Raw genomic sequence first — 21,952 nt, forward strand, 5'->3', positions numbered from 1 at the left:
AGGGCAGGGGATACAGATGGTAAAAGCTTATGAGGTAAAGCTGACAAAGGATCGTTTGACAGCAGTGCTGGATGTAAGGAAAGACGAAAAGATCGATTCGGTCTCAGTCGACAGTCTTTCAGAGCTGTTAATGGAAAATCACATCACAGTTGGAGTCATGCAGGATGTATTAGAGTCAGTCGCTCTCAATCCTTCCTCCGTCCAATATCCCATTACTGTAGCGGTTGGAAAGCCAGCGGTAAATGGAGCAGATGCATATTTACGCAATGAAATTAATGAGATGACTCATGCAGATAAGGAAGCATTCAATTTTAGGGTTGTCCTTCTTATACCGTCAGTTACAAAAGGCCAGCTCCTTGCAACCGAGATTCCAGCTGGCGAGGGGATAAATGGTCTTGATGTAACAGGGCGGCAGATTCGTGGCAGGAATGGCCGTCCTCTGAGAATCAAGGCAGGAAACAATGTTTTAAATAAATCAGGCAAGTTTTATTCTATGATAGACGGCAAGGTCAGTATTACGAATACATCCATCTCCGTGAACCCGGTTTTTGAGGTCAAGGGTGATTTGGATTTAAAAACGGGGAATCTTGATTTTGTTGGAAATATCACGATTAAAGGAAATGTACCTAGTGGATACGAGCTCAAGGCTGGTGGGGACATATGGGTTTATGGCCTGGTGGAGGCATCATCACTGCATGCTGCTGGAAATATCATCATTCACGGCGGAGTGGCCGGCGGAATGAAAGGAAGTATAACAGCAGGCGGAAATGTACTAGTTAATTACCTTAATCAGGCGAATGTAAAAGCGGGACAAGATGTGATCGTTAAAACATCAATCCTTCACAGCAGGGTAACCGCTGGCGGTAACGTTGACTGCAGAACAGGGACGTTGATAGGCGGAACTATTTCTGCAGGCAGGAATATTTTCGTTAAGGGATTAGGGAATGAACTATTTACAAAAACAGAGCTTGCAGTAGGTTGGGATCCGACTCTGGAAAAATCAGAATTGGAAACAATCCAGTCTATCGAAAAAGCAAAAGCAAACATCAAAAAGCTTACCGAAATAGAAGTGAAGATTACTGAACTTGTTAAACACACAGGTAAACTTACAGATGAGCAGCAAAGAATGATCAGTAAGCAGCGAGCCACAAGACAAAGCATTGAGAGCAGCTTATTAGAATTGAGTGATGAACTACATGTCCTGCAAGCTGAAAAACAAGATCGATTAGACTCTACATTAATGGTTTTTGACAGAGTATTTCCGAATACAAAGATGTATTTTGGGAAGTATGCCCAGGTGACAAACCAGGTTTACAAGCAGGTCAGGTTTAACCTTGACCATAGTGAAATCAGCATCCATCCATTAGCAGAAGGAGAAAAAGTCAACCGTTAAGGAAGTGACAGGATGAGCCTCAAGGCAATCGAAATGCAGATTGCGCTTCCGAGGACACAGGATGCCGGCAAGATTCAGGAACAACTTCAGCAGCGTGGGCAGCATCTTCAGCAACATGCCGCACAAAGTGTAACAAAGGAAGATGAATTAAAACGCAAAACAGTGATCAAAAACAACCAAAAGCAAGAAGCACGTCTTAATAAAGATGATGGATCTTCAAATCATCATCAGGAGCAAAGGAATCCTGACAAAAACAAAAATAGCGAAACCCAGCACATACACCCAAACCATCCCTATAAGGGAAAGGTAATTGATTACAGCGGATAGAGGGATGTTATGACTACTTTTCTACTACTCCTTAGCCTCATACTAAACGCAGCAGCCATCTTCGCAATTATCCTTTTATATTTAAGGCAAAACAGGCTTGTTGAAGCAGAGAAAAAGCAGGGAAGAATCATTGGGGAAATTGAAGAAGTATTTTCCTCGTACCTGCTGGAGATGAAGGAAGAAAACGAAAAATTCATCGATAATATAAAGACTACGAATATCGTCAGAAAAACCGGTATCGAATTTGATAGCCAACCCAACAATAGTCCTTACAAAGAACAAAAGGAGGAACTCCCACCGAGAATTGGCAAAGGGGTTTCCTATCATGCAGCAAAGAGAGCCTATAAGCAAAATAGCGATAAATCGACATTGAAGGAAGATAAGGCAGAAAGCAACTTGGAAGATACGCTCATCATCGATGAATCCTCAGAATTACAGCAATTAAGCTTTGTAGAACGTGTTATTTACCTGAAAAATAAAGGTTTCTCTGTAGATGAGATTGCACGTGACCTTAATAAAGGAAGAACAGAAATAGAGCTTTTGCTAAAATTTCGTCAAAAAACGTAAGAATAACTTGATTGTCAGTTTTATATATGCTATATTATCTCATGGTGTTAATACACACGTTCATTGATTTGGCCATCTGGTGCTGTTTCGACAGTTGCTGGCTAAAGATGACATGGACGGAGGAAATCAAAACCATTAGGAGGAAACAACATGTCAGTAATTTCTATGAAGCAACTGCTTGAAGCTGGTGTACATTTCGGTCACCAGACTCGCCGTTGGAACCCAAAGATGAAGAAGTATATCTTCACTGAGCGTAACGGCATCTACATCATCGACCTTCAAAAAACAGTTAAGAAGGTAGAAGAAGCTTACAACTACGTGAAAGAACTTGCTGGTAACGGCGGAACTGTTCTTTTTGTAGGAACTAAGAAACAAGCTCAAGATTCTGTTAAAGAAGAAGCAGCTCGTTCTGGTATGTACTATGTTAACCAACGCTGGTTGGGTGGTACTCTAACTAACTTCGAAACAATCCAAAAGCGTATCTCTCGTCTTAAGAACATCGAAAGAATGTCTGAAGACGGAACTTTTGAAGTGCTTCCTAAGAAAGAAGTAGTTCAATTGAAGAAAGAGCAAGAGCGTTTAGAAAAATTCTTGGGCGGAATCAAGGACATGAAGGGCCTTCCAGATGCTCTTTTCATCATTGACCCACGCAAAGAACGCATTGCTGTTGCTGAAGCTCGCAAATTAAACATTCCTATCGTTGGAATTGTTGATACAAACTGTGATCCGGATGAAATCGACGTAGTTATCCCTGCGAACGATGACGCAATCCGCGCTGTTAAATTGCTTACTGCTAAAATGGCTGACGCTATTATCGAAGCTAAGCAAGGCGAAGAAACTACAGAAGCTGTAGAAGCTTAATTTGAAAAAGGTGATATAGGGAAGCACCCTTTATCACCTTTTTTTAAGACTTGGCTCTATAAAAGCTTTTTTATTTGAGCATAAGTTAGTCAATCCTTTATAACACCTGCTAAGGTTTATAATGGCTAAATGAAGTAAAAATTAAGTATAGTTACATAATCATGATTCTAGGAGGAATTTCATTATGGCAATTACTGCACAAATGGTAAAAGAACTACGTGAAAAAACTGGCGCAGGTATGATGGACTGCAAAAACGCACTTACTGAAACAGATGGTGATATGGACAAAGCGATTGATTACCTTCGTGAAAAAGGAATCGCGAAAGCTGCTAAGAAAGCTGACCGTATTGCTGCTGAAGGAACAACTTACATCCTTGCAGAAGGTAACGAAGCTGTAATCCTTGAAGTAAACTCTGAAACAGATTTCGTTGCAAAGAACGAAGGATTCCAAGTTCTTGTAAAAGAACTTGCTGAGCACCTTTTAAAGAACAAGCCAGCATCTGCAGAAGAAGCAAACGCTCAAACAATGGAAAACGGTGCAACAGTTGAAAGCCACATCAACGCTGCTATCGCTAAAATTGGTGAAAAGCTTTCACTTCGCCGCTTTGAAATCAAGACTAAAACTGACAATGATGCATTCGGTGCATACCTTCACATGGGCGGACGCATTGGCGTATTAACTGTTCTTGAAGGAACTACTGACGAAGCATCTGCTAAAGATGTGTCTATGCATATCGCTGCATTAAGACCTAAATATGTATCTCGTGACGAAGTTTCTCAAGAAGAAGTTGAACACGAGCGCCAAATTCTTACTCAACAAGCTCTTAACGAAGGCAAGCCAGAAAACATCGTTGCTAAAATGGTTGAAGGCCGTCTAAGCAAATATTTCGAAGATGTTTGTGTTCTTGACCAGACTTTTGTTAAGAACCCAGATCAAAAGGTACGTCAGTTCGTTGAATCAAAAGGCGCAACAGTACGTGAGTTCACTCGTTATGAAGTAGGCGAAGGCATCGAAAAGCGTGAAGATAACTTTGCTGAAGAAGTAATGAACCAAGTTAACAAGAAATAATTATTACTAGCCTATGTAATTGCAGGGAACACTTTGTGTTCCCTGTTTTTGGACATAGCTTTAGAAATTACATATGGAGGTACCCTATGACCAGCCCAAAATACAAAAGAGTTGTTTTAAAGTTAAGTGGAGAAGCTTTAGCCGGAGAACAAGGATTTGGCATCAATCCGTCGGTAATTAAAAATGTTGCAGACCAGATAAAAGAGATTGCAGAACTTGGTGTTGAAGTCGCCGTTGTTGTAGGCGGTGGAAATATCTGGAGAGGCAAAATCGGTGAAGAAATGGGAATGGACAGAGCGACGGCAGACTATATGGGCATGCTCGCAACGGTCATGAATTCCCTATCTTTACAGGACAGCCTGGAACAAGCAGGGATCGAAACAAGGGTTCAAACTTCCATTGAAATGCGCCAGGTGGCTGAGCCTTACATCAGAAGAAGAGCAATCAGGCATCTAGAGAAAACTCGTGTTGTCATATTCGCAGCAGGAACAGGAAATCCATACTTCTCAACAGATACGACAGCTGCGTTACGCGCTGCCGAAATTGAAGCAGATGTAATCCTGATGGCGAAAAATAATGTTGATGGCGTATATTCTGCAGACCCACGGGTTGATAAGAATGCGACTAAATATGATGAACTATCTTATTTGGATGTCCTAAAGGAAGGCTTAGCTGTAATGGATTCCACAGCTTCATCATTATGCATGGACAATGATATCCCATTAATTGTTTTCTCAATCATGGAGAAAGGTAATATCAAAAGGGCAGTAATGGGAGAAACAATTGGAACTATTGTGAGGGGGAAAAACTAATGCCAAAACAAGCAATTGCTAATGCAAAAGAAAGAATGACAAAAGCGATTCAAGCATATACTCGCGAACTGGCCAGCATTCGTGCGGGCAGAGCCAGCGCCTCTCTTCTTGACAGAATCCAGGTTGATTATTACGGAGCGCCTACTCCAGTAAACCAGCTTGCAGGTATTTCTGTACCTGAGGCTCGTCTGCTTGTAATCCAGCCTTATGACAAGACAATTCTTGGTGAAATTGAAAAAGCGATTTTAAAATCCGATTTAGGATTGAATCCGTCAAATGACGGTTCGATCATCAGACTTGCTATTCCTCAGCTTACAGAAGAACGCCGTAAAGAGCTTGCGAAGCTTGTGAAAAAGGAAGCAGAAGATGCAAAAATTGCAGTCCGCAATATTCGCCGAGATGGCAATGAAGACTTGAAAAAGCTTGAGAAGAACGGTGAAATCACCGAAGATGATCTGCGCGGCTACTCTGATGACATTCAAAAAATGACAGATGAACACATCGCTAAAATCGATCAGATTACGAAAGAAAAAGAAAAAGAACTATTGGAAGTATAATTTTGGCTTGAATTTAGCCGGCTTCTAGTAAGTCTGCTTCCACACTATGCATCATTTACGAAAACCCTCTGTTTTCCAGGGGGTTTTTTCTCTATACATATATTAGCTAGAGAAGGACTAAGCTTACGGCATAAAAGATAGACTATAAAAATGCCGGATCTTATTCTTTATCACATAACATGTACATAATCTTTATGTAAGGCTCTTTCTGCATAAAATAAAATGGTATAAGCCGGATTAAAACAATTGCTTGATCCCATCCATTTATAGAGATATCTTTTTTCTTTTTTGGTATGATAGTGGCATGCGGAAATAGCAGAGATTAATAAGAAATATCATTAAATGTTTTTCTTCGAGAGTTGTCCAGCTTTAGCGCCTGGTCTCAAGTGTTCCATACAGGCGTTTACGCTTTTCTGATCGGAGCTAAAGATTATCTTTTTGGGGGAGCTGTCCTAATGTTAAAAAAAATGAATCTATGGAAGAACCAGAATAATTCTTCCAGTCTCCGAGATCGTATTCAACAAATTATAGACCACGAAGTACCTTCCCATGTAGCCATTATTATGGACGGGAATGGACGATGGGCAAAAAAGCGTGCTTTACCTCGAGTCGCTGGCCATCATGAAGGTATGAAGGTTGTTCGGAAAATAACAAAGCTTGCAAACGAACTTGGTGTTAAGACTTTGACAGTATATGCTTTTTCAACTGAAAACTGGAAACGACCGAAAATGGAAGTGGATTTTCTTATGAAACTGCCAGAAGAATTTTTGGGCACTTTCCTGCCCGAATTGATTGAAGAAAATGTACGGGTTGAAATGATCGGCTATATGGATAAGCTTCCTGAGCACACCCGGAAAGCAGTTAGTAAAGCGATGGAGGATACAAAGGGAAATACCGGGCTTGTCCTTAATTTTGCTCTTAACTATGGGAGCCGTGCAGAAATTCTTGATGGCGTCAAGAGAGTCTTGGCTGACGTTCAAAGTGGTATAATGGATGAAGATGAACTAAACGAGGAAGTTTTCTCTTCCTATTTAATGACAAAAGAGCTAAATGATCCAGACTTATTAATCAGGACAAGCGGAGAAATCCGTCTAAGCAATTTTATGCTATGGCAGCTTGCGTATTCCGAATTCTGGTTCACCGATGTTCTATGGCCTGATTTTAACGAAGAGCATTTTGTCGAAGCAATCGAAGCATTCCAGAGCCGCCAGAGGCGTTTTGGAGGAGTATAATAAAGGTGTGAATGAATAGATGAAGCAGAGAATCATTACAGCAGTCGCAGCAGCAGCAGTTTTCCTTCCAATCGTTATATTTGGAGGTTTGCCATTTATTGTAATGGTATATCTTATCGCTTCCATTGCTTTATATGAAGCGTTAAAGATGAGAAAGTTAAAGCTGTTTTCAGTTTCTGGAATTATATCATTACTACTACTATGGATATTCATGATTCCAGAGCAGTACCAGGGCATCTTTAATCGCTTGAATTATGAAAAAAACGAGCTATTCATGCTAGGTTTGCTTATATTTTTGACCTACACAGTCATTACCAAGAACCGTTTTACATTTGAGGATGCAGCATTTTCGATTCTGTCCGTTTTATATGTAGGACTAGGCTTTTTCTATTTTATTGAAACGAGAGAAGCGAGTTTAACATACGTGTTCTATTCACTATTCATGATATGGGCTACCGATTCTGGAGCATATTTTATCGGCCGGGCGTTTGGCAAACATAAGCTATGGCCTGAAATCAGCCCGAATAAAACGACAGAAGGCTTTTTTGGCGGCGTACTATCAGCCTTGATCATAGCAGTATTGTTCAGTGTCTTCGCTGACATGGAAGTGTCCGCTATTCTGCTGATTGCTGCGACAGCGTTCTTATCTGTTTTTGGACAAATCGGAGACCTGGTGGAGTCAGCAATGAAAAGGCATTATAATGTGAAAGATTCAGGCAATATTTTGCCAGGACACGGCGGAATGCTTGACCGTTTTGACAGCTTGCTGTTTGTATGGCCGTTAATCCATCTTTTCCATTTGCTATAAGCTGATAATAAACGATTTGGATAGCAACTAGTGCGAAGAGACAATTACAGAGCCAAAAAAATAAAGAAAATCAATGCATTTCATTAAGCCATCGACTCTGTTACGGTGAAGTCGAATAGGGGAAGAACTGGTGAAGCCAGCAATACCCGTTTATGTTGTTTAGGAGTGAAGTTTGTGAAGAAAATCAGCTTGTTAGGTGCTACAGGATCGATTGGAATTCAAACCCTCGATGTAATCAGGGAGCATCCAGAAGAATTTAAACTAGTATCAATGTCTGCTGGCCGAAATATGGATCTTACCAGAAAAATTATTAGTGAATTTTACCCGGAGTTAGTTTCCGTCCAGGAAATGTCAGATGCTGAAACTTTAAAAAGTGAATTCCCGAATATAAAAATTGTTTATGGGAGTGAGGGCCTTGAAGAGGCAGCTGTCTTCCATAAGTCCGAGATCCTTGTTAACGCAGTCCTAGGCAGCGTGGGTTTAAGCCCAACATTAGAGGCGATAAAAGCAAAAAAAACGATTGCCATTGCCAATAAGGAAACTCTGGTTACAGCCGGGCACATTGTCATGGAGGAAGCGAAGCGCCATAATGTTTCTATATTGCCTGTAGACAGTGAGCATTCTGCTATTTTTCAAGCCTTGCAAGGCGAAAGGGAAAAAAATATTGAGAGGCTGATTCTGACTGCTTCTGGAGGCAGTTTCAGAGACAGAAAGAGGGAAGATTTAAAAGGTGTAACTAAATCAGATGCCTTGAACCATCCAAATTGGTCCATGGGGGCGAAAATAACCATTGATTCAGCTACAATGATGAATAAAGGACTTGAAGTAATTGAAGCACATTGGCTATTTTCATTGCCATATGACAGAATATCAGTCCTGCTCCATCGAGAAAGCATCATCCATTCAATGGTAGAATTTCATGATACGAGCATCATTGCCCAACTCGGAACCCCAGATATGAAGGTTCCTATACAATATGCTCTTACATATCCAGACAGGCTGCCGCTAAGGTCGGGAACAAGACTCAATCTTGCTGAAATCGGCAAGCTGCATTTTAAGGAAATGGATTATGATCGTTTTCGATGTCTAAAATTTGCATACGAAGCCGGAAAATCGGGCGGTACTTTGCCGGCAGTTATGAATGCGGCTAATGAAGCGGCAGTCGCTGCCTTTTTGGAGGACAAAATCACTTTCCTGCAAATTGAAGACATGATCGAAAAAGCTATGGACGGCCACAAAATTATAAAGAACCCAAGCCTTGAAGTGATTCAAGAGGTTGATAAAGAGACGAGAAGCTTTATTCTTTCACTGTTATAAAGCAATAGATACTCTAGATTCAAAGAAGTGGATTCTTATCCTTAAAAAGGTGGTTAGATAATTTGAATACAGTTATTGCCTTTATTGTCATTTTTGGAGCCCTTGTATTCTTTCATGAATTGGGGCACTTAATCTTTGCCAAGCGCGCAGGCATCCTATGCAGAGAATTCGCAATCGGCTTCGGCCCCAAGGTATTTTCACATAAGAAAAATGAAACTACCTATACTATTCGTCTTTTGCCAATCGGCGGATTTGTCCGTATGGCAGGCGAAGATCCAGAAATGATTGAGATTAAACCCGGTCATCGGGTAGGCTTATTGTTCAATGGCAACGAAGAAGTTACCAAAATCATCCTCAATAACAAGGAAAAGTTTCCTGATGCACGAATTATTGAAGTTGAGAAAGCTGATATCGAACGCGATCTCTATATTAAAGGGTATGAAGAGGGCGAAGATGACACGCTTATCAAATCGTTCCCGATCAGCAAGACAGCAGTGCTAGTCGAGAATGGGACTGAAACCCAAATCGCTCCATTTGACAGGCAATTTGGTTCTAAAACATTAGCACAGAGAACAATGGCCATTTTTGCTGGACCGATGATGAACTTCTTGCTTGCTATGGTCATTTTTATCATTCTTGCCCTTTTCCAGGGGATCCCGTCTAATGAACCTGTATTAGGCAAATTGACGCCAGATGGCAGTGCGCTCGATGCAGGCTTAAAAGAAGGAGATATCGTAAACAGCATTGAAGGCTCTGAAGTTTCGAGCTGGCAGGATGTTGTGGAAATCATTCGCAAGAATCCGGGAAACGAACTTGATTTTTCCATTGTCCGTGATGGAGAAAATATCGAGCTGCCTGTAACACCAGAATCAAAAACTGTCGAAGGTGAAAAAATCGGACTGATCGGGGTATATAGCCCTGTTGAAAAATCACCATTAAAATCAATTTCCTATGGGATTAAAGAAACCTATTTCTGGACGACAGAAATCTTTTCTATGCTTGGTAAACTGATCACCGGCCAATTTTCGATTGATGCTCTATCTGGTCCGGTCGGGATTTATGTTTCAACAGATACAGTTGCGAAGTCAGGGATCTTTTATTTAATGAAATGGGCAGCAATCCTGAGCATTAACCTTGGAATCATGAATCTCTTGCCTTTCCCAGCCCTTGATGGAGGAAGGCTGACATTCTTTGCAGTTGAAGCATTAAGAGGAAAGCCAATCGACAAGCAAAAAGAAGGTATGGTGCACTTTATCGGATTCGCTATTTTAATGCTGCTGATGCTCGTTGTAACCTGGAACGACATCCAGAGATTCTTTTTATAAAACCATATTTTGAACTAAGCAGTTATTTCTTTCCTGCCTGGATTTTACCAGGCAGGACAATTTTTTAATAAGTAGGCTGTGTTAAAGTTCAATGTTGTTATTATTGCACCTGTTGATTGGAGTAGAGATCAACAGACAAGTTTAACAGAGCCAATAAGTAAAATTTTCTATATCCTAATGAGGTGTAAATCAATGAAGCAAAGTATGACGCTTATTCCTACTTTAAGAGAAGTACCATCAGACGCAGAAGTAAAAAGTCACCAGCTGCTGCTGCGTGCGGGGTTTATCCGCCAAAATGCTAGCGGTGTGTATACATATATGCCTTTAGGACGGAAAGTCCTTCAGAAGGTTGAAGCGATCATCAGGGAAGAAATGAATCATGCAGGTGCTGCAGAATTGTTCATGCCTGCATTGCAGCAGGCAGAACTTTGGCAGGAATCAGGCCGATGGTATTCCTATGGTCCTGAGCTAATGAGATTAAGAGACCGTCATGATCGTGAGTTCGCCCTTGGAGCAACCCATGAAGAGGTCATCACGAGCCTTGTTCGTGACGAAGTGAAATCTTATAAGCGTCTGCCATTAACTCTTTATCAAATCCAGACAAAATTCCGGGATGAAAAACGTCCTAGATTTGGTCTTTTGCGTGGCCGTGAATTCATTATGAAGGACGCATATTCCTTCCATGCAACCCAGAAAAGCCTTGATGAAGTGTACGAGCGTCTTTTCCAGGCATATACAAATATATTTAGACGCTGCGGCCTGAACTTCCGTGCAGTTATTGCCGACTCAGGTGCAATGGGCGGGAAGGATACACATGAGTTCATGGTTCTTTCCGAAATCGGTGAAGATACAATTGCTTATTCTGATACATCTGATTATGCAGCCAATATTGAAATGGCTCCAGTCACCGCTGTATATGAAAAGAGCGGGAAGCAAGCAAATGAGCTTGAAAAGATCCATACAGAAAACAAGAAGTCAATTGAGGAAGTATCCGCGTTCCTGCAAGTAGAGGACAAGGATTGCGTGAAATCATTGCTGTTTAAAGTAGATGACAGACATGTACTAGTCTTGGTCAGAGGCGACCATGAAGTAAATGAGATCAAGCTGAAAAACTTCTTCGAAGCATCAGTTGTGGAATTGGCAGATGCCAATACGACTAAGGAAGTTCTTGGCTGCTCAGTTGGTTCACTTGGACCTGTTGGAGTTGGAAATGTTGAAGTTGTAGCTGATCACGCTGTTAAAGGAGTTGTCAACGGAGTTTGCGGTGCGAATGAAGAAGACTACCACTATCAAAATGTAAATCCTGAACGCGACTTCAAAGTGAGTGCATATGCTGATTTCCGTTTTATTAAGGAAGGGGATCCTTCTCCGGACGGAAACGGAACAATCGTTTTTGCCAAGGGCATTGAAGTTGGACATGTCTTCAAGTTAGGAACAAGATACAGCGAGGCAATGAATGCTGTATTCCTTGATGAAAACGGCAGGACACAGCCAATGATCATGGGCTGCTACGGTATCGGTGTTTCTCGTACAATGGCAGCTGTAGCGGAACAATTCAATGATGAGAACGGTCTGGTGTGGCCGCAGAATATATCTCCTTTCGATGTCCATCTTATTGCAATAAATATGAAGGATAAAGAGCAGGCTGCTTTAGCAGAAGAGCTGTATGCTAATATGAAGACTTCCGGACTGGATGTGCTTCTGGATGACCGCCAGGAACGTCCAGGCGTGAAATTCGCTGATTCCGACTTGATTGGCCTGCCAGTCAGGGTAACGGTTGGCAAAAAAGCGAGCGAGGGCATTGTGGAAGTGAAAATCCGAAAAAATGGCGAAATGCAAGAAATCCATAAGGATCAGCTTGCTGAAGCGCTTAAGACAATATTGCAAGAACTTTAGTAGTGAAGCGGGTCCTAATTCGGGACCCGCTTTTTACATGTAAGGTTCTGAAAGCTAATTTAAATACCTCCTGTGCAAAAATTTCGCAGGGGTGCCACTGTGAAAGGATATTGTTGACTATTAATTTTGTTGATTGGAGCAGAAAACAACAGTCGTAATTAGCTGAATCAAATGGAAAATCCAAACACCGATAACCGCAGAGTCATTTTGTGATATAATAACCTTTGCTTATATTGAACTCATAATGATTTAAATATTGATATTAGGCTAATGCCTGTCAGATAGAAAAAGAGAAATATTACATGCTTTTCAGATGGGAGGAGATGTAACCATGAGTGATCTTTCTACGGGGAAAAAGGAAAGGTTTCAGCTCCTGCTGCAGCAGCTGCAGCTTACAGAGGATACAATTGTCACTCATTTTCGCAATGCTGAAATTGATAGAGTGATTGTTGAAAAACAGGCAAGGAAGTGGCATTTTTATTTTCAATTTGAAAATATCATTCCTTGCGATCTATATAGCAGGTTCACGAGCGAGCTTGAACGAGCTTTTTCACATATAGCAAAAATTTCATACACGGTAAATGTGCTTGAACAAGCAATTAATGACCAGCTAATACTTGAATACTGGAAATCTTGTGTGAAAGAAATAGATGGAATCGCACCTCCGCTTTTAAAACTTTTAAATGAACAAAATCCTACCATCCAGGGCACGAAAATCATTTTAAGTGTAAGAAATGAAACAGAAGGCCTTGCAATAAAAAGAAAATATGCAAGTATTATTACGGATATTTACCAGAGTTTTGGTTTTCCTTTAATGACTATTGATACGGAAGTAGTCGAAAACAGCACTTCTGATGAATATGAAAAATTCATGAAGGCGAAAGAGAAGGAAGATCAGGAACGCGGATTGATGGCCATGATTGAAATGCAGAAGAAGGAAGCGGAAAAAGCGCAGGGTGATGGTGCAGCGCAGGATGGCCCTCTTACAATCGGCCTTACGATCAAGGATGATGCTGACTTCCGCAAGCTGGAAGAAATCGTCGATGAAGAACGCCGAGTAGCGATTGAAGGATTTGTTTTCTTTGCAGAAACGAAGGAACTGCGAAGCGGCCGTACTTTACTTACCTTTAAAATTACAGACTATACTAGCTCGATCATGGTTAAAATGTTCTCTCGTGATAAGGAAGATGCCGCTCTATATCAACGCGTCACCAAGGGAATGTGGCTTAAGGTACGCGGCAGCATTCAGAATGATACATTCGTCCGGGACCTTGTCATGATAGGAAATGATATTAATGAAATTAAGGCGAAGGGCAGAATTGATTCAGCTCCTGAGGGAGAAAAAAGAGTAGAACTTCACCTTCATTCACCGATGAGCCAGATGGATGCAGTCACACCTGTCAGCGCACTAGTCGCTCAGGCTGCTAAGTGGGGCCACAAAGCTGTTGCCATTACAGACCATGCAGTTGTTCAGTCCTTCCCGGAGGCTTACGGGGCAGGTAAGAAAAATGGTATCAAGATTCTGTATGGTGTTGAAATCAACCTGGTTAATGATGGTGTACCGATTGCCTATAATGATGCGCATCGCATGCTGGCAGAAGATACGTATGTCGTTTTTGACGTAGAAACAACGGGTCTTTCAGCAGTTTACGATACGATCATTGAACTCGCTGCTGTCAAAATCCGCAATGGCGAAATCATTGACCGATTTGAGTCATTTGCCAACCCGCATCACCGTCTGTCAGCGACAACAATCAATTTAACCGGAATCACCGATGATATGGTACGCAACGCTCCGGAAGTAAGCGAGGTGCTTCAAAGGTTCCATGAGTGGACGGAAGACAGCGTACTGGTTGCGCACAATGCTTCGTTTGATATGGGCTTCTTGAATGTTGGCTATAAAAAAATCGGTATAGGTAAAGCGCCTAATCCGGTTATAGATACACTTGAATTAGGACGATTCCTTTATCCAGATATGAAGAACCACCGACTGAATACATTGGCAAAGAAATTTGATATCGAATTGACCCAGCATCACCGTGCGATTTATGATGCTGAGGCAACCGGCTACCTTTTGCTAAGGATGCTGAAGGATGCCGCTGAAAAAGGGCTGGAGTACCATGACCAGCTGAATGACAATATGGGGCAAGGGAAATCATACCAGCGTGCTCGTCCTTACCATGCTACTTTGCTTGCACAAAATGAAGCCGGTTTGAAAAACATCTTTAAATTAGTATCTATCTCACACATAGATTATTTTTATCGCGTCCCCAGGATCCCAAGGTCTGTTTTAAATAAGCACAGAGAAGGTATCCTGATTGGCTCTGGTTGTGATAAAGGTGAAGTATTTGAAGGCATGATGCAGAAGGGCCCAGAAGAGGTGGAGGAAGCAGCGCAATTTTATGATTATTTAGAAGTACATCCTAAACAGGTTTATGCCCATCTGCTTGAAATGGAATTGGTGCGTGATGAAAAAGCTCTCGAGGACATCATTTCAAATATCGTCAAACTTGGAGAGAAATTAGAATTGCCGGTCACAGCAACCGGAAATGTCCATTACTTGAATGAAAATGATAAAATCTATCGCAAGATTTTAGTCAGCTCTCAGGGCGGTGCCAACCCGCTGAATCGGCACGAACTGCCGGACGTTCATTTCAGGACAACAAACGAAATGCTAGATGCCTTCAAATTTTTGGGCGCTGAAAAAGCGAAAGAAATAGTGGTAGAAAACACAAATAAAATTGCTGATATGATTGATGTCATTAAGCCGATCAAAGATGATCTTTACACACCGAAAATCGAAGGTGCCGATGAAGAGATGCGGAGCATGAGTTATGGAATGGCTCGCCGTATCTATGGGGACGAGCTTCCGGAAATAGTAGAGGCACGGCTTGAGAAAGAACTGAAAAGTATTATTGACAACGGATTCGCAGTTATCTATCTGATATCGCATAAGCTTGTTAAGAAATCGCTGGATGATGGATATCTAGTAGGATCACGTGGTTCTGTCGGATCTTCCTTTGTAGCAACGATGACCGAAATTACAGAGGTAAACCCGCTGCCGCCGCATTATGTTTGTCCAAAATGCAAAAAGTCAGAGTTCTTTAATGACGGATCTGTAGGTTCCGGTTTTGACCTTCCTGACAAAGACTGCCCAGATTGCGGCATAAAGTACACAAAAGATGGCCACGATATACCATTTGAGACCTTCCTTGGATTTAAAGGGGACAAGGTTCCCGATATTGACTTGAACTTCTCAGGGGAATATCAGCCAAGAGCGCATAATTACACGAAGGTCTTGTTCGGGGAAGAATATGTTTATCGTGCAGGAACAATTGGCACGGTCGCTGATAAAACTGCGTACGGATACGTAAAAGGTTATCAGGGCGACAATAATCTACAGCTCAGGGGTGCTGAAATTGACCGGCTTGCTTCTGGATGTACCGGCGTTAAAAGAACGACAGGACAGCACCCGGGTGGAATAATAGTAGTTCCAGATTATATGGATATTTATGATTTTTCGCCTATACAGTTTCCAGCGGACAGTAATACATCTGAGTGGAAAACGACCCATTTTGATTTCCATTCAATCCATGACAATCTTTTAAAGCTCGATATTCTTGGACACGATGACCCAACTGTGATCAGGATGCTTCAGGATTTGAGCGGTATTGATCCTAAGACTATCCCTACGGACGATCCAGAAGTCATGAAAATATTCAGCGGTACGGAATCACTTGGGGTCACAGAACAGCAAATAATGTCTAAAACTGGTTCGCTTGGTATCCCTGAATTTGGTACACGTTTCGTTCGCCAGATGCTTGAAGATACAAAACCAACTACATTTTCTGAGCTAGTACAGATCTCCGGTCTTTCTCACGGAACAGACGTATGGCTGGGAAATGCCCAGGAATTGATTCATAACAAGACCTGTAATTTAAGCGAAGTTATCGGATGCCGTGATGATATCATGGTTTATCTGATCTATCAGGGACTGGAGCCAGCTTTCGCTTTTAAAATCATGGAATCGGTTCGTAAAGGTAAGGGCTTGAGTGATGACATGGAAGAGGAAATGCGCAAAAACAAGGTGCCGGAATGGTATATTGATTCTTGTAAAAAAATCAAGTACATGTTCCCTAAGGCCCACGCAGCTGCCTATGTACTGATGGCAGTGAGGATTGCATATTTCAAAGTCCATCATCCACTTATGTACTATGCAGCCTACTTTACGGTAAGAGCAGATGACTTTGATGTCGATGCAATGGTACGCGGTTCCGAAAGCATCCGCGCAACGATTGAGGAAATAAATGCAAAGGGACTTGATGCATCTACAAAGGAAAAGAACTTGATGACTGTAATGGAACTTGCTCTTGAAATGTGCGAGCGTGGATTCAGCTTTGCCAAAGTTGACTTATATAAATCCAGTGCATCTGAATTCATCATTGAGGGAAACACCTTGATCCCGCCATTTAATGCAATACCTGGGCTTGGCACGAATGCAGCCATCAATATTGTCAAATCGAGGGAAGAAGGAGAATTCCTGTCTAAAGAAGACCTTCAGCAGCGCGGTAAGATTTCCAAAACGATTCTTGAGTATCTCGACAACCATGGCTGCCTGCAAGGGATGCCAGATCAGAATCAGTTAAGCTTGTTCTAAAAAATTCCTGATGCTTACATGACACACACCATTGTAACGAGAAGGCGAAAACTTTTTGAAACAGCTAAATGATAAGCCTTGACAATGCCTTCGGATTGGTATGTATTTGCATTAAATACCTGGTTATGTTATATTTTTATTGGAAATACTACGGATAACTCTGGCAGATGAGAGTGGGGAAACCCACTCTTTCGTGTTGTTACGCACTTTTTCGTGATAAAGAGTCATTAAGTATTGATGCTAATGAATGGTAAAAGATGTTGTGTCAAAGGAGGGATTTTATGAGCAAGGTTACCGAAACAGTGGAAGAGCTAGTAACTCCCATCTTAACTGAAAATGGACTAGAATTGGTTGACATCGAATACGTAAAAGAAGGAAAGAACTGGTTCCTGCGCGTATACATTGATAAGGACAACGGTATTGATATTGAAGAATGCGGCATAGTCAGTGAGCGACTGAGCGAAAAGCTTGATGCCCTTGATCCAATCCCGCATAACTACTTTTTGGAAGTTTCATCACCTGGTGCAGAACGTCCGCTTAAAAAGGAAAAAGATTATCAAAGAGCAATTGGGAAGAATGTCTTTATTAAAACTTATGAACCATTTGATGGTGAAAAGGCTTTTGAAGGAATTTTAACCGATTACAATGGTGAAACCGTAACTGTTGAAGTGAAAATCAAGACGCGCAAGAAAACGGTTGTTCTCCCATTTGATAAGATTGCCAGCGCAAGGCTTGCAGTCACTTTTTCATAATCTGTCTAGAAATAATCTATAGTCTATTTATAAATAATGTTGGGAAGTAAAAAAGGGGGATTTATATCTCATGGCCAGCGAATTGTTGGATGCTCTTACAATTCTTGAAAAAGAAAAAGGCATTTCCAGGGACATTTTAATTGACGCGATTGAAGCAGCACTAATCTCTGCATATCGCCGCAACTTTAACCAGGCACAGAACGTCCGGATTGATCTTAATCTTGGCAATGGTTCAATGCGTGTTTTTGCGAGAAAAGAAGTTGTGGATGAAGTATTCGATCCACGCCTGGAAATTTCATTAGAAGATGCCCAGAGAATCAATCCAAATTACCAGGTCGAGGATGTCGTTGAACTTGAAGTTACACCTAAAGACTTTGGGAGAATTGCAGCGCAGACAGCGAAGCAGGTAGTAACCCAGCGTGTGCGTGAAGCAGAAAGAGGCATCATCTATTCTGAATTTATCGATCGTGAAGAAGACATCATGACAGGTATCGTTCAGCGTCAGGATCCAAAATTCATCTATGTAAGCTTAGGTAAAATCGAAGCAATCCTGCCGGCAAATGAACAAATGCCAAACGAGCATTATAAGCCTCACGACCGCATCAAGGTATTTATCACTAAGGTTGAAAAAACCACTAAAGGTCCGCAAATCTTCGTTTCCAGAACCCACCCGGGACTGTTAAAGAGACTTTTCGAGATTGAAGTTCCTGAAATCTATGATGGTACTGTAGAAATTAAATCTGTTGCACGTGAAGCTGGTGACCGTTCTAAAATCTCCGTTCATTCTGATAATGCAGAAGTTGATCCAGTCGGTTCATGCGTTGGACCAAGAGGAACGCGTGTACAGGCGGTTGTCAATGAGCTGAAAGGCGAAAAGATTGACATCGTCAAGTGGTCTGAAGATCCAGTTGTTTTCGTAGCCAATGCATTGAGCCCATCTAAGGTTCTTGATGTCATTGTCAATGAAGAGGATAAGGCTACTACAGTCATCGTTCCGGATTACCAGCTTTCACTTGCGATTGGGAAACGCGGACAAAATGCGCGTCTTGCTGCTAAATTGACTGGCTGGAAGATTGATATTAAAGCAGAGGCTGAGGCTAGAGAGTTAGGCATCTATCCTCGTGATAATGAACCATTGTTATCAGCGAATGATGATTATGATGATGAAGATATTGATTAATTGAGGTGAATGATCGTGAACAGCCGTAAAAAAGTTCCTATGCGAAAATGTGTCGCTACCGGTGAAATGAGACCGAAAAAAGAACTCGTTCGCATCGTTCGCTCCAAAGAGGGAGAAGTATCCATTGATCTGACAGGGAAAAAATCAGGCCGTGGTGCATATCTTTCAAAAGAAAAAGAAGCTATTCAGCTTGCAAAAAAACGGAATATATTGTCCAAACAACTAGAAACAGCTGTGGACGATGCAATATACGATGAGCTCAATGAACTTATCGAAAAGGAGAACAGACTATCCTGATGAATTCGAATCAATGGATGTCATTGCTTGGCTTAGCCAATCGAGCACGGAAAATTATTTCAGGGGAAGAGCTTTCCGTTAAAGAAATCCGAAGCGGCAAAGCGAAACTCATTTTGCTTTCAGCGGATGCATCCGCAAATACTACAAAGAAAATTACCGACAAGTGCAATTCCTATAAAGTACCTTGCAAGGTGGTACCCGACCGGTATCAGCTTGGTCAGGCTATTGGGAAGGATGCCCGTGTTGTAGTAGCCCTACTGGACGAGGGTTTTGCAAAAAAACTGTTGACGTTGCTCGATTAATTCTAGCGGGGGTGAAAATATGAGTAAAACACGCGTTTACGAATATGCAAAGAAGCATAATTTATCGAGTAAAGACGTGATTATAAAATTAAAAGAAATGAACATCGAGGTTTCAAACCATATGACTGCCATGGAAGATGAAACTGTGAGGAGACTAGACGCCATTTATAATACAAAAGAAGAAAAACAACAAACACAAACCAAACCTCAGCAGCAAAGCCAGCCGAAAGCTGCACAGGGACAGAACCAAGGACAAAAACAAGCCCAGAATCAAAATAGCAGCCAAGGTCAAAACCAGCAGAGAAATAATCAGGTTCAGCCTAAGGCTCAGCTAAAAACAACAGCAAGTGCTTTTTCGGACGATGAGCGCCGTGCAACAACTCCTGAAAAAGTAAAAAGCGGAGCTGCAGCTAAAAAACCTGGTAACTCACAGCCTTTTAATAAAAACAATAAAAATAAGCCAAACAACAACAATAACAGAAATAGAAACCAGCAAAACCAAAACAGAGGAAAACAAAACCAGCAGCAAGCTGCACAGCCTCAAGTGAAAAAGGTAAAAGAGCTTCCCGCTAAAATTACTTTCAGTGAGTCTTTGACAGTCGCTGAGCTTGCTAAAAAGCTGTATCGTGAGCCATCAGAAATCATCAAGAAGTTATTCATGCTTGGTGTCATGGCAACGATCAACCAGGATCTTGATAAAGACGCAATTGAATTGATTGCTACTGATTATGGTGTTGAGGTTGAAGAAGAAATTAAAATCGATGCAACTGACCTTGAAGTTTACTTCACTGAGGATGAAGAAGGATCTTTAATTGAGAGACCTTCAGTTGTTACAATCATGGGCCACGTTGACCATGGTAAAACAACACTTCTTGACTCAATTCGCAACACAAAGGTTACAGCAGGAGAAGCTGGCGGAATCACTCAGCATATTGGTGCTTATCAAGTCGAAGAGAATGGCAAGAAAATCACCTTCCTTGATACGCCTGGTCACGCGGCATTTACTACAATGCGTGCACGTGGCGCGAAGATCACTGATATCACAATCTTGGTTGTAGCAGCAGATGATGGTGTTAAACCGCAGACTGTTGAAGCTTTGAATCATGCTAAGGCAGCCAATGTACCAATCATCGTAGCTGTAAATAAAATGGACAAACCAACTGCAAACCCTGATCGTGTTATGCAGGAACTTACGGAATATGGCCTGGTTCCTGAAGCATGGGGAGGAGAAACAATCTTTGTTCCGATTTCCGCACTAACAGGAGAAGGTCTTGACAGCCTATTAGAAATGATTTTGCTTGTTGGAGAAGTTGAAGAATATAAAGCAAATCCTAATAGGAACGCTATTGGTACTGTAATTGAAGCGCAGCTTGACAAAGGCCGCGGCTCAGTTGCTACGCTGCTAGTTCAAAATGGTACGCTAAAGATCGGTGATCCGATTGTAGTAGGTAATACTTACGGCCGCGTACGTGCTATGGTAAATGATCTCGGACGCCGTGTTAAAGAAGCAGGTCCTTCTGCTCCTGTTGAAATCACTGGCTTAAATGATGTTCCACAGGCTGGAGACCGTTTTGTAGTATTTGATGACGAGAAGACTGCACGCCAGGTCGGAGAAATCCGTTCATCACAAGCGGTTCAAGCTCAAAGAAGCGAAAAAGCCCGCGTAAGTCTTGATACTTTGTTTGAACATATGAAACAAGGGGAAATGAAAGACTTAAATCTAATCATTAAAGCCGATGTTCAAGGTTCAGTAGAAGCACTTGCAGCAGCATTGCAAAAACTGGACGTTGAAGGTGTAAATGTAAGGATCATTCACACTGGTGTTGGTGCGATCAATGAGTCTGATATCACATTAGCTGCAGCTTCAAACGGTATCGTTATCGGTTTTAACGTTCGCCCTGATAATAATGCGAAGCGTGCTGCGGAATCAGAAAAGGTTGATATCCGTCTGCACCGTATTATCTACAAGGTAATCGAAGAAATCGAATCTGCGATGAAGGGAATGCTTGATCCAGTTTATGCTGAAAAGATTATTGGGCAGGCTGAAATCCGCCAGACTTTCAAGGTTTCAAAAATTGGAACGATTGGTGGTTCATATGTCACTGACGGTAAAATTACCCGTGACAGCGGTGTTCGCCTGATTCGTGACGGCGTCGTCATCTTCGAAGGACAGATTGATGCGTTAAAACGCTTCAAGGACGATGCTAAAGAAGTAGCACAAGGATACGAGTGCGGTATTACCATTAAAAACTTCAATGACCTTAAAGAAGGCGATGTCGTTGAAGCATATATCATGGAAGAAGTGGAACGTTAATGATAGTAGGCTTAGCAGCCTGTGAGTGCATTATATATGATGCTCATTCTCTAAAAGAAAAGAGAGCAGTACTGCAGCGGATTATCTCTAGACTGAAGCAAAAATATAATGTTTCAGTATCGGAAGTTGACCATCAAGATGTATGGCAGCGGACAACAATTGCTGTTGCTGCTGTCTCATCATCAAAGGTTGCGACTGAAAGAGAGCTGCAAAATGCTATTAAAATGATTGACTCTTTTCCGGAGATCGAACGTACCATCACCGAAATAGAATGGCTTTAATAGAA

The 21,952-nt window shown here is 41.7% G+C and carries 19 protein-coding genes; all 19 read left to right on the forward strand.

Annotation, left to right across the window (positions count from 1 at the left end; translation table 11 throughout):
* The first annotated feature begins 16 nt into the window (after positions 1-16).
* The 19 genes from AABM38_RS08890 to AABM38_RS08980 all read left to right on the forward strand — a co-directional run bounded on the left by AABM38_RS08890 (position 17) and on the right by AABM38_RS08980 (position 21,947).
* Positions 17-1,393, forward strand: a complete 1,377-nt coding sequence (locus AABM38_RS08890; protein ID WP_423410048.1) for a FapA family protein — start codon at positions 17-19, stop codon at positions 1,391-1,393.
* A gap of 12 nt (positions 1,394-1,405) precedes the next feature.
* Positions 1,406-1,720 (forward strand): hypothetical protein, encoded by a 315-nt coding sequence (locus tag AABM38_RS08895; protein WP_423410049.1) that lies wholly within the window; start codon positions 1,406-1,408, stop codon positions 1,718-1,720.
* A 9-nt stretch (positions 1,721-1,729) separates the two neighbouring features.
* Entirely contained in the window at positions 1,730-2,287 is a 558-nt protein-coding gene (locus tag AABM38_RS08900) for a hypothetical protein (RefSeq protein ID WP_423410050.1), read from the forward strand.
* A gap of 150 nt (positions 2,288-2,437) precedes the next feature.
* Positions 2,438-3,148: a 30S ribosomal protein S2 gene (gene rpsB, locus AABM38_RS08905; protein ID WP_251482945.1), complete on the forward strand. Its 711-nt coding sequence runs from the start codon at positions 2,438-2,440 to the stop codon at positions 3,146-3,148.
* 184 nt (positions 3,149-3,332) lie between these two features.
* Positions 3,333-4,217 (forward strand): translation elongation factor Ts, encoded by an 885-nt coding sequence (gene tsf, locus AABM38_RS08910; RefSeq protein WP_423410051.1) that lies wholly within the window; start codon positions 3,333-3,335, stop codon positions 4,215-4,217.
* 86 nt (positions 4,218-4,303) lie between these two features.
* Entirely contained in the window at positions 4,304-5,029 is a 726-nt protein-coding gene (gene pyrH, locus AABM38_RS08915) for a UMP kinase (protein ID WP_335374954.1), read from the forward strand.
* Entirely contained in the window at positions 5,029-5,586 is a 558-nt protein-coding gene (gene frr / locus AABM38_RS08920; RefSeq protein ID WP_335374953.1) for a ribosome recycling factor, read from the forward strand. The genes pyrH and frr overlap by 1 nt, the downstream gene beginning before the upstream one ends.
* Positions 5,587-6,041: 455 nt before the next feature.
* Complete coding sequence (locus tag AABM38_RS08925) at positions 6,042-6,818, forward strand: isoprenyl transferase (RefSeq protein WP_423410052.1); 777 nt, start codon at positions 6,042-6,044, stop codon at positions 6,816-6,818.
* Positions 6,819-6,837: 19 nt separating this feature from the next.
* Positions 6,838-7,626 carry a phosphatidate cytidylyltransferase gene (locus AABM38_RS08930; RefSeq protein WP_423410053.1) on the forward strand — a complete coding sequence of 263 codons (789 nt, stop codon included), beginning with the start codon at positions 6,838-6,840 and terminating at the stop codon, positions 7,624-7,626.
* A gap of 174 nt (positions 7,627-7,800) precedes the next feature.
* On the forward strand, positions 7,801-8,943 hold the full coding sequence (locus AABM38_RS08935) for a 1-deoxy-D-xylulose-5-phosphate reductoisomerase (RefSeq protein ID WP_423410054.1): 1,143 nt from the start codon (positions 7,801-7,803) through the stop codon (positions 8,941-8,943).
* A gap of 62 nt (positions 8,944-9,005) precedes the next feature.
* Complete coding sequence (gene rseP, locus AABM38_RS08940) at positions 9,006-10,268, forward strand: RIP metalloprotease RseP (protein WP_423410055.1); 1,263 nt, start codon at positions 9,006-9,008, stop codon at positions 10,266-10,268.
* A 192-nt stretch (positions 10,269-10,460) separates the two neighbouring features.
* The gene (locus tag AABM38_RS08945) at positions 10,461-12,164 is read left to right on the forward strand and encodes a proline--tRNA ligase (protein WP_423410056.1); all 1,704 of its coding nucleotides are present in this window, start codon (positions 10,461-10,463) and stop codon (positions 12,162-12,164) included.
* 331 nt (positions 12,165-12,495) lie between these two features.
* Positions 12,496-16,821, forward strand: coding sequence for a PolC-type DNA polymerase III (locus AABM38_RS08950; RefSeq protein ID WP_423410057.1), 4,326 nt, complete (start codon positions 12,496-12,498; stop codon positions 16,819-16,821).
* Positions 16,822-17,102: 281 nt separating this feature from the next.
* Positions 17,103-17,573: a ribosome maturation factor RimP gene (rimP, locus tag AABM38_RS08955; protein ID WP_335427573.1), complete on the forward strand. Its 471-nt coding sequence runs from the start codon at positions 17,103-17,105 to the stop codon at positions 17,571-17,573.
* 70 nt (positions 17,574-17,643) lie between these two features.
* Positions 17,644-18,753, forward strand: coding sequence for a transcription termination factor NusA (gene nusA, locus AABM38_RS08960; protein WP_423410058.1), 1,110 nt, complete (start codon positions 17,644-17,646; stop codon positions 18,751-18,753).
* Positions 18,754-18,768: 15 nt separating this feature from the next.
* Positions 18,769-19,050: an RNase P modulator RnpM gene (gene rnpM, locus AABM38_RS08965; protein WP_423410059.1), complete on the forward strand. Its 282-nt coding sequence runs from the start codon at positions 18,769-18,771 to the stop codon at positions 19,048-19,050.
* Positions 19,050-19,352 carry a YlxQ family RNA-binding protein gene (locus tag AABM38_RS08970; RefSeq protein ID WP_335374944.1) on the forward strand — a complete coding sequence of 101 codons (303 nt, stop codon included), beginning with the start codon at positions 19,050-19,052 and terminating at the stop codon, positions 19,350-19,352. Before rnpM ends, AABM38_RS08970 begins: the two co-directional genes overlap by 1 nt.
* 19 nt (positions 19,353-19,371) lie before the next feature.
* On the forward strand, positions 19,372-21,666 hold the full coding sequence (gene infB / locus AABM38_RS08975) for a translation initiation factor IF-2 (RefSeq protein WP_423410060.1): 2,295 nt from the start codon (positions 19,372-19,374) through the stop codon (positions 21,664-21,666).
* Positions 21,666-21,947 (forward strand): DUF503 domain-containing protein, encoded by a 282-nt coding sequence (locus AABM38_RS08980; RefSeq protein ID WP_423410061.1) that lies wholly within the window; start codon positions 21,666-21,668, stop codon positions 21,945-21,947. Before infB ends, AABM38_RS08980 begins: the two co-directional genes overlap by 1 nt.
* Positions 21,948-21,952: the final 5 nt, after the last annotated feature.

Source organism: Heyndrickxia sp. MSNUG (assembly GCF_049532715.1).
GTDB lineage: Bacteria > Bacillota > Bacilli > Bacillales > Cytobacillaceae > Mesobacillus.

What these genes read in the sequence shown, in the direction of transcription:
- AABM38_RS08890 (WP_423410048.1), top strand. Translation starts at nt 17, where the DNA reads ATGGTAAAAGCTTATGAGGTAAAGCTGACAAAGGATCGTTTGACAGCA.
- AABM38_RS08895 (WP_423410049.1), top strand. Translation starts at nt 1,406, where the DNA reads ATGAGCCTCAAGGCAATCGAAATGCAGATTGCGCTTCCGAGGACACAG.
- AABM38_RS08900 (WP_423410050.1), top strand. Translation starts at nt 1,730, where the DNA reads ATGACTACTTTTCTACTACTCCTTAGCCTCATACTAAACGCAGCAGCC.
- rpsB (WP_251482945.1), top strand. Translation starts at nt 2,438, where the DNA reads ATGTCAGTAATTTCTATGAAGCAACTGCTTGAAGCTGGTGTACATTTC.
- tsf (WP_423410051.1), top strand. Translation starts at nt 3,333, where the DNA reads ATGGCAATTACTGCACAAATGGTAAAAGAACTACGTGAAAAAACTGGC.
- pyrH (WP_335374954.1), top strand. Translation starts at nt 4,304, where the DNA reads ATGACCAGCCCAAAATACAAAAGAGTTGTTTTAAAGTTAAGTGGAGAA.
- frr (WP_335374953.1), top strand. Translation starts at nt 5,029, where the DNA reads ATGCCAAAACAAGCAATTGCTAATGCAAAAGAAAGAATGACAAAAGCG.
- AABM38_RS08925 (WP_423410052.1), top strand. Translation starts at nt 6,042, where the DNA reads ATGTTAAAAAAAATGAATCTATGGAAGAACCAGAATAATTCTTCCAGT.
- AABM38_RS08930 (WP_423410053.1), top strand. Translation starts at nt 6,838, where the DNA reads ATGAAGCAGAGAATCATTACAGCAGTCGCAGCAGCAGCAGTTTTCCTT.
- AABM38_RS08945 (WP_423410056.1), top strand. Translation starts at nt 10,461, where the DNA reads ATGAAGCAAAGTATGACGCTTATTCCTACTTTAAGAGAAGTACCATCA.
- AABM38_RS08950 (WP_423410057.1), top strand. Translation starts at nt 12,496, where the DNA reads ATGAGTGATCTTTCTACGGGGAAAAAGGAAAGGTTTCAGCTCCTGCTG.
- rimP (WP_335427573.1), top strand. Translation starts at nt 17,103, where the DNA reads ATGAGCAAGGTTACCGAAACAGTGGAAGAGCTAGTAACTCCCATCTTA.
- nusA (WP_423410058.1), top strand. Translation starts at nt 17,644, where the DNA reads ATGGCCAGCGAATTGTTGGATGCTCTTACAATTCTTGAAAAAGAAAAA.
- AABM38_RS08970 (WP_335374944.1), top strand. Translation starts at nt 19,050, where the DNA reads ATGAATTCGAATCAATGGATGTCATTGCTTGGCTTAGCCAATCGAGCA.
- infB (WP_423410060.1), top strand. Translation starts at nt 19,372, where the DNA reads ATGAGTAAAACACGCGTTTACGAATATGCAAAGAAGCATAATTTATCG.
- AABM38_RS08980 (WP_423410061.1), top strand. Translation starts at nt 21,666, where the DNA reads ATGATAGTAGGCTTAGCAGCCTGTGAGTGCATTATATATGATGCTCAT.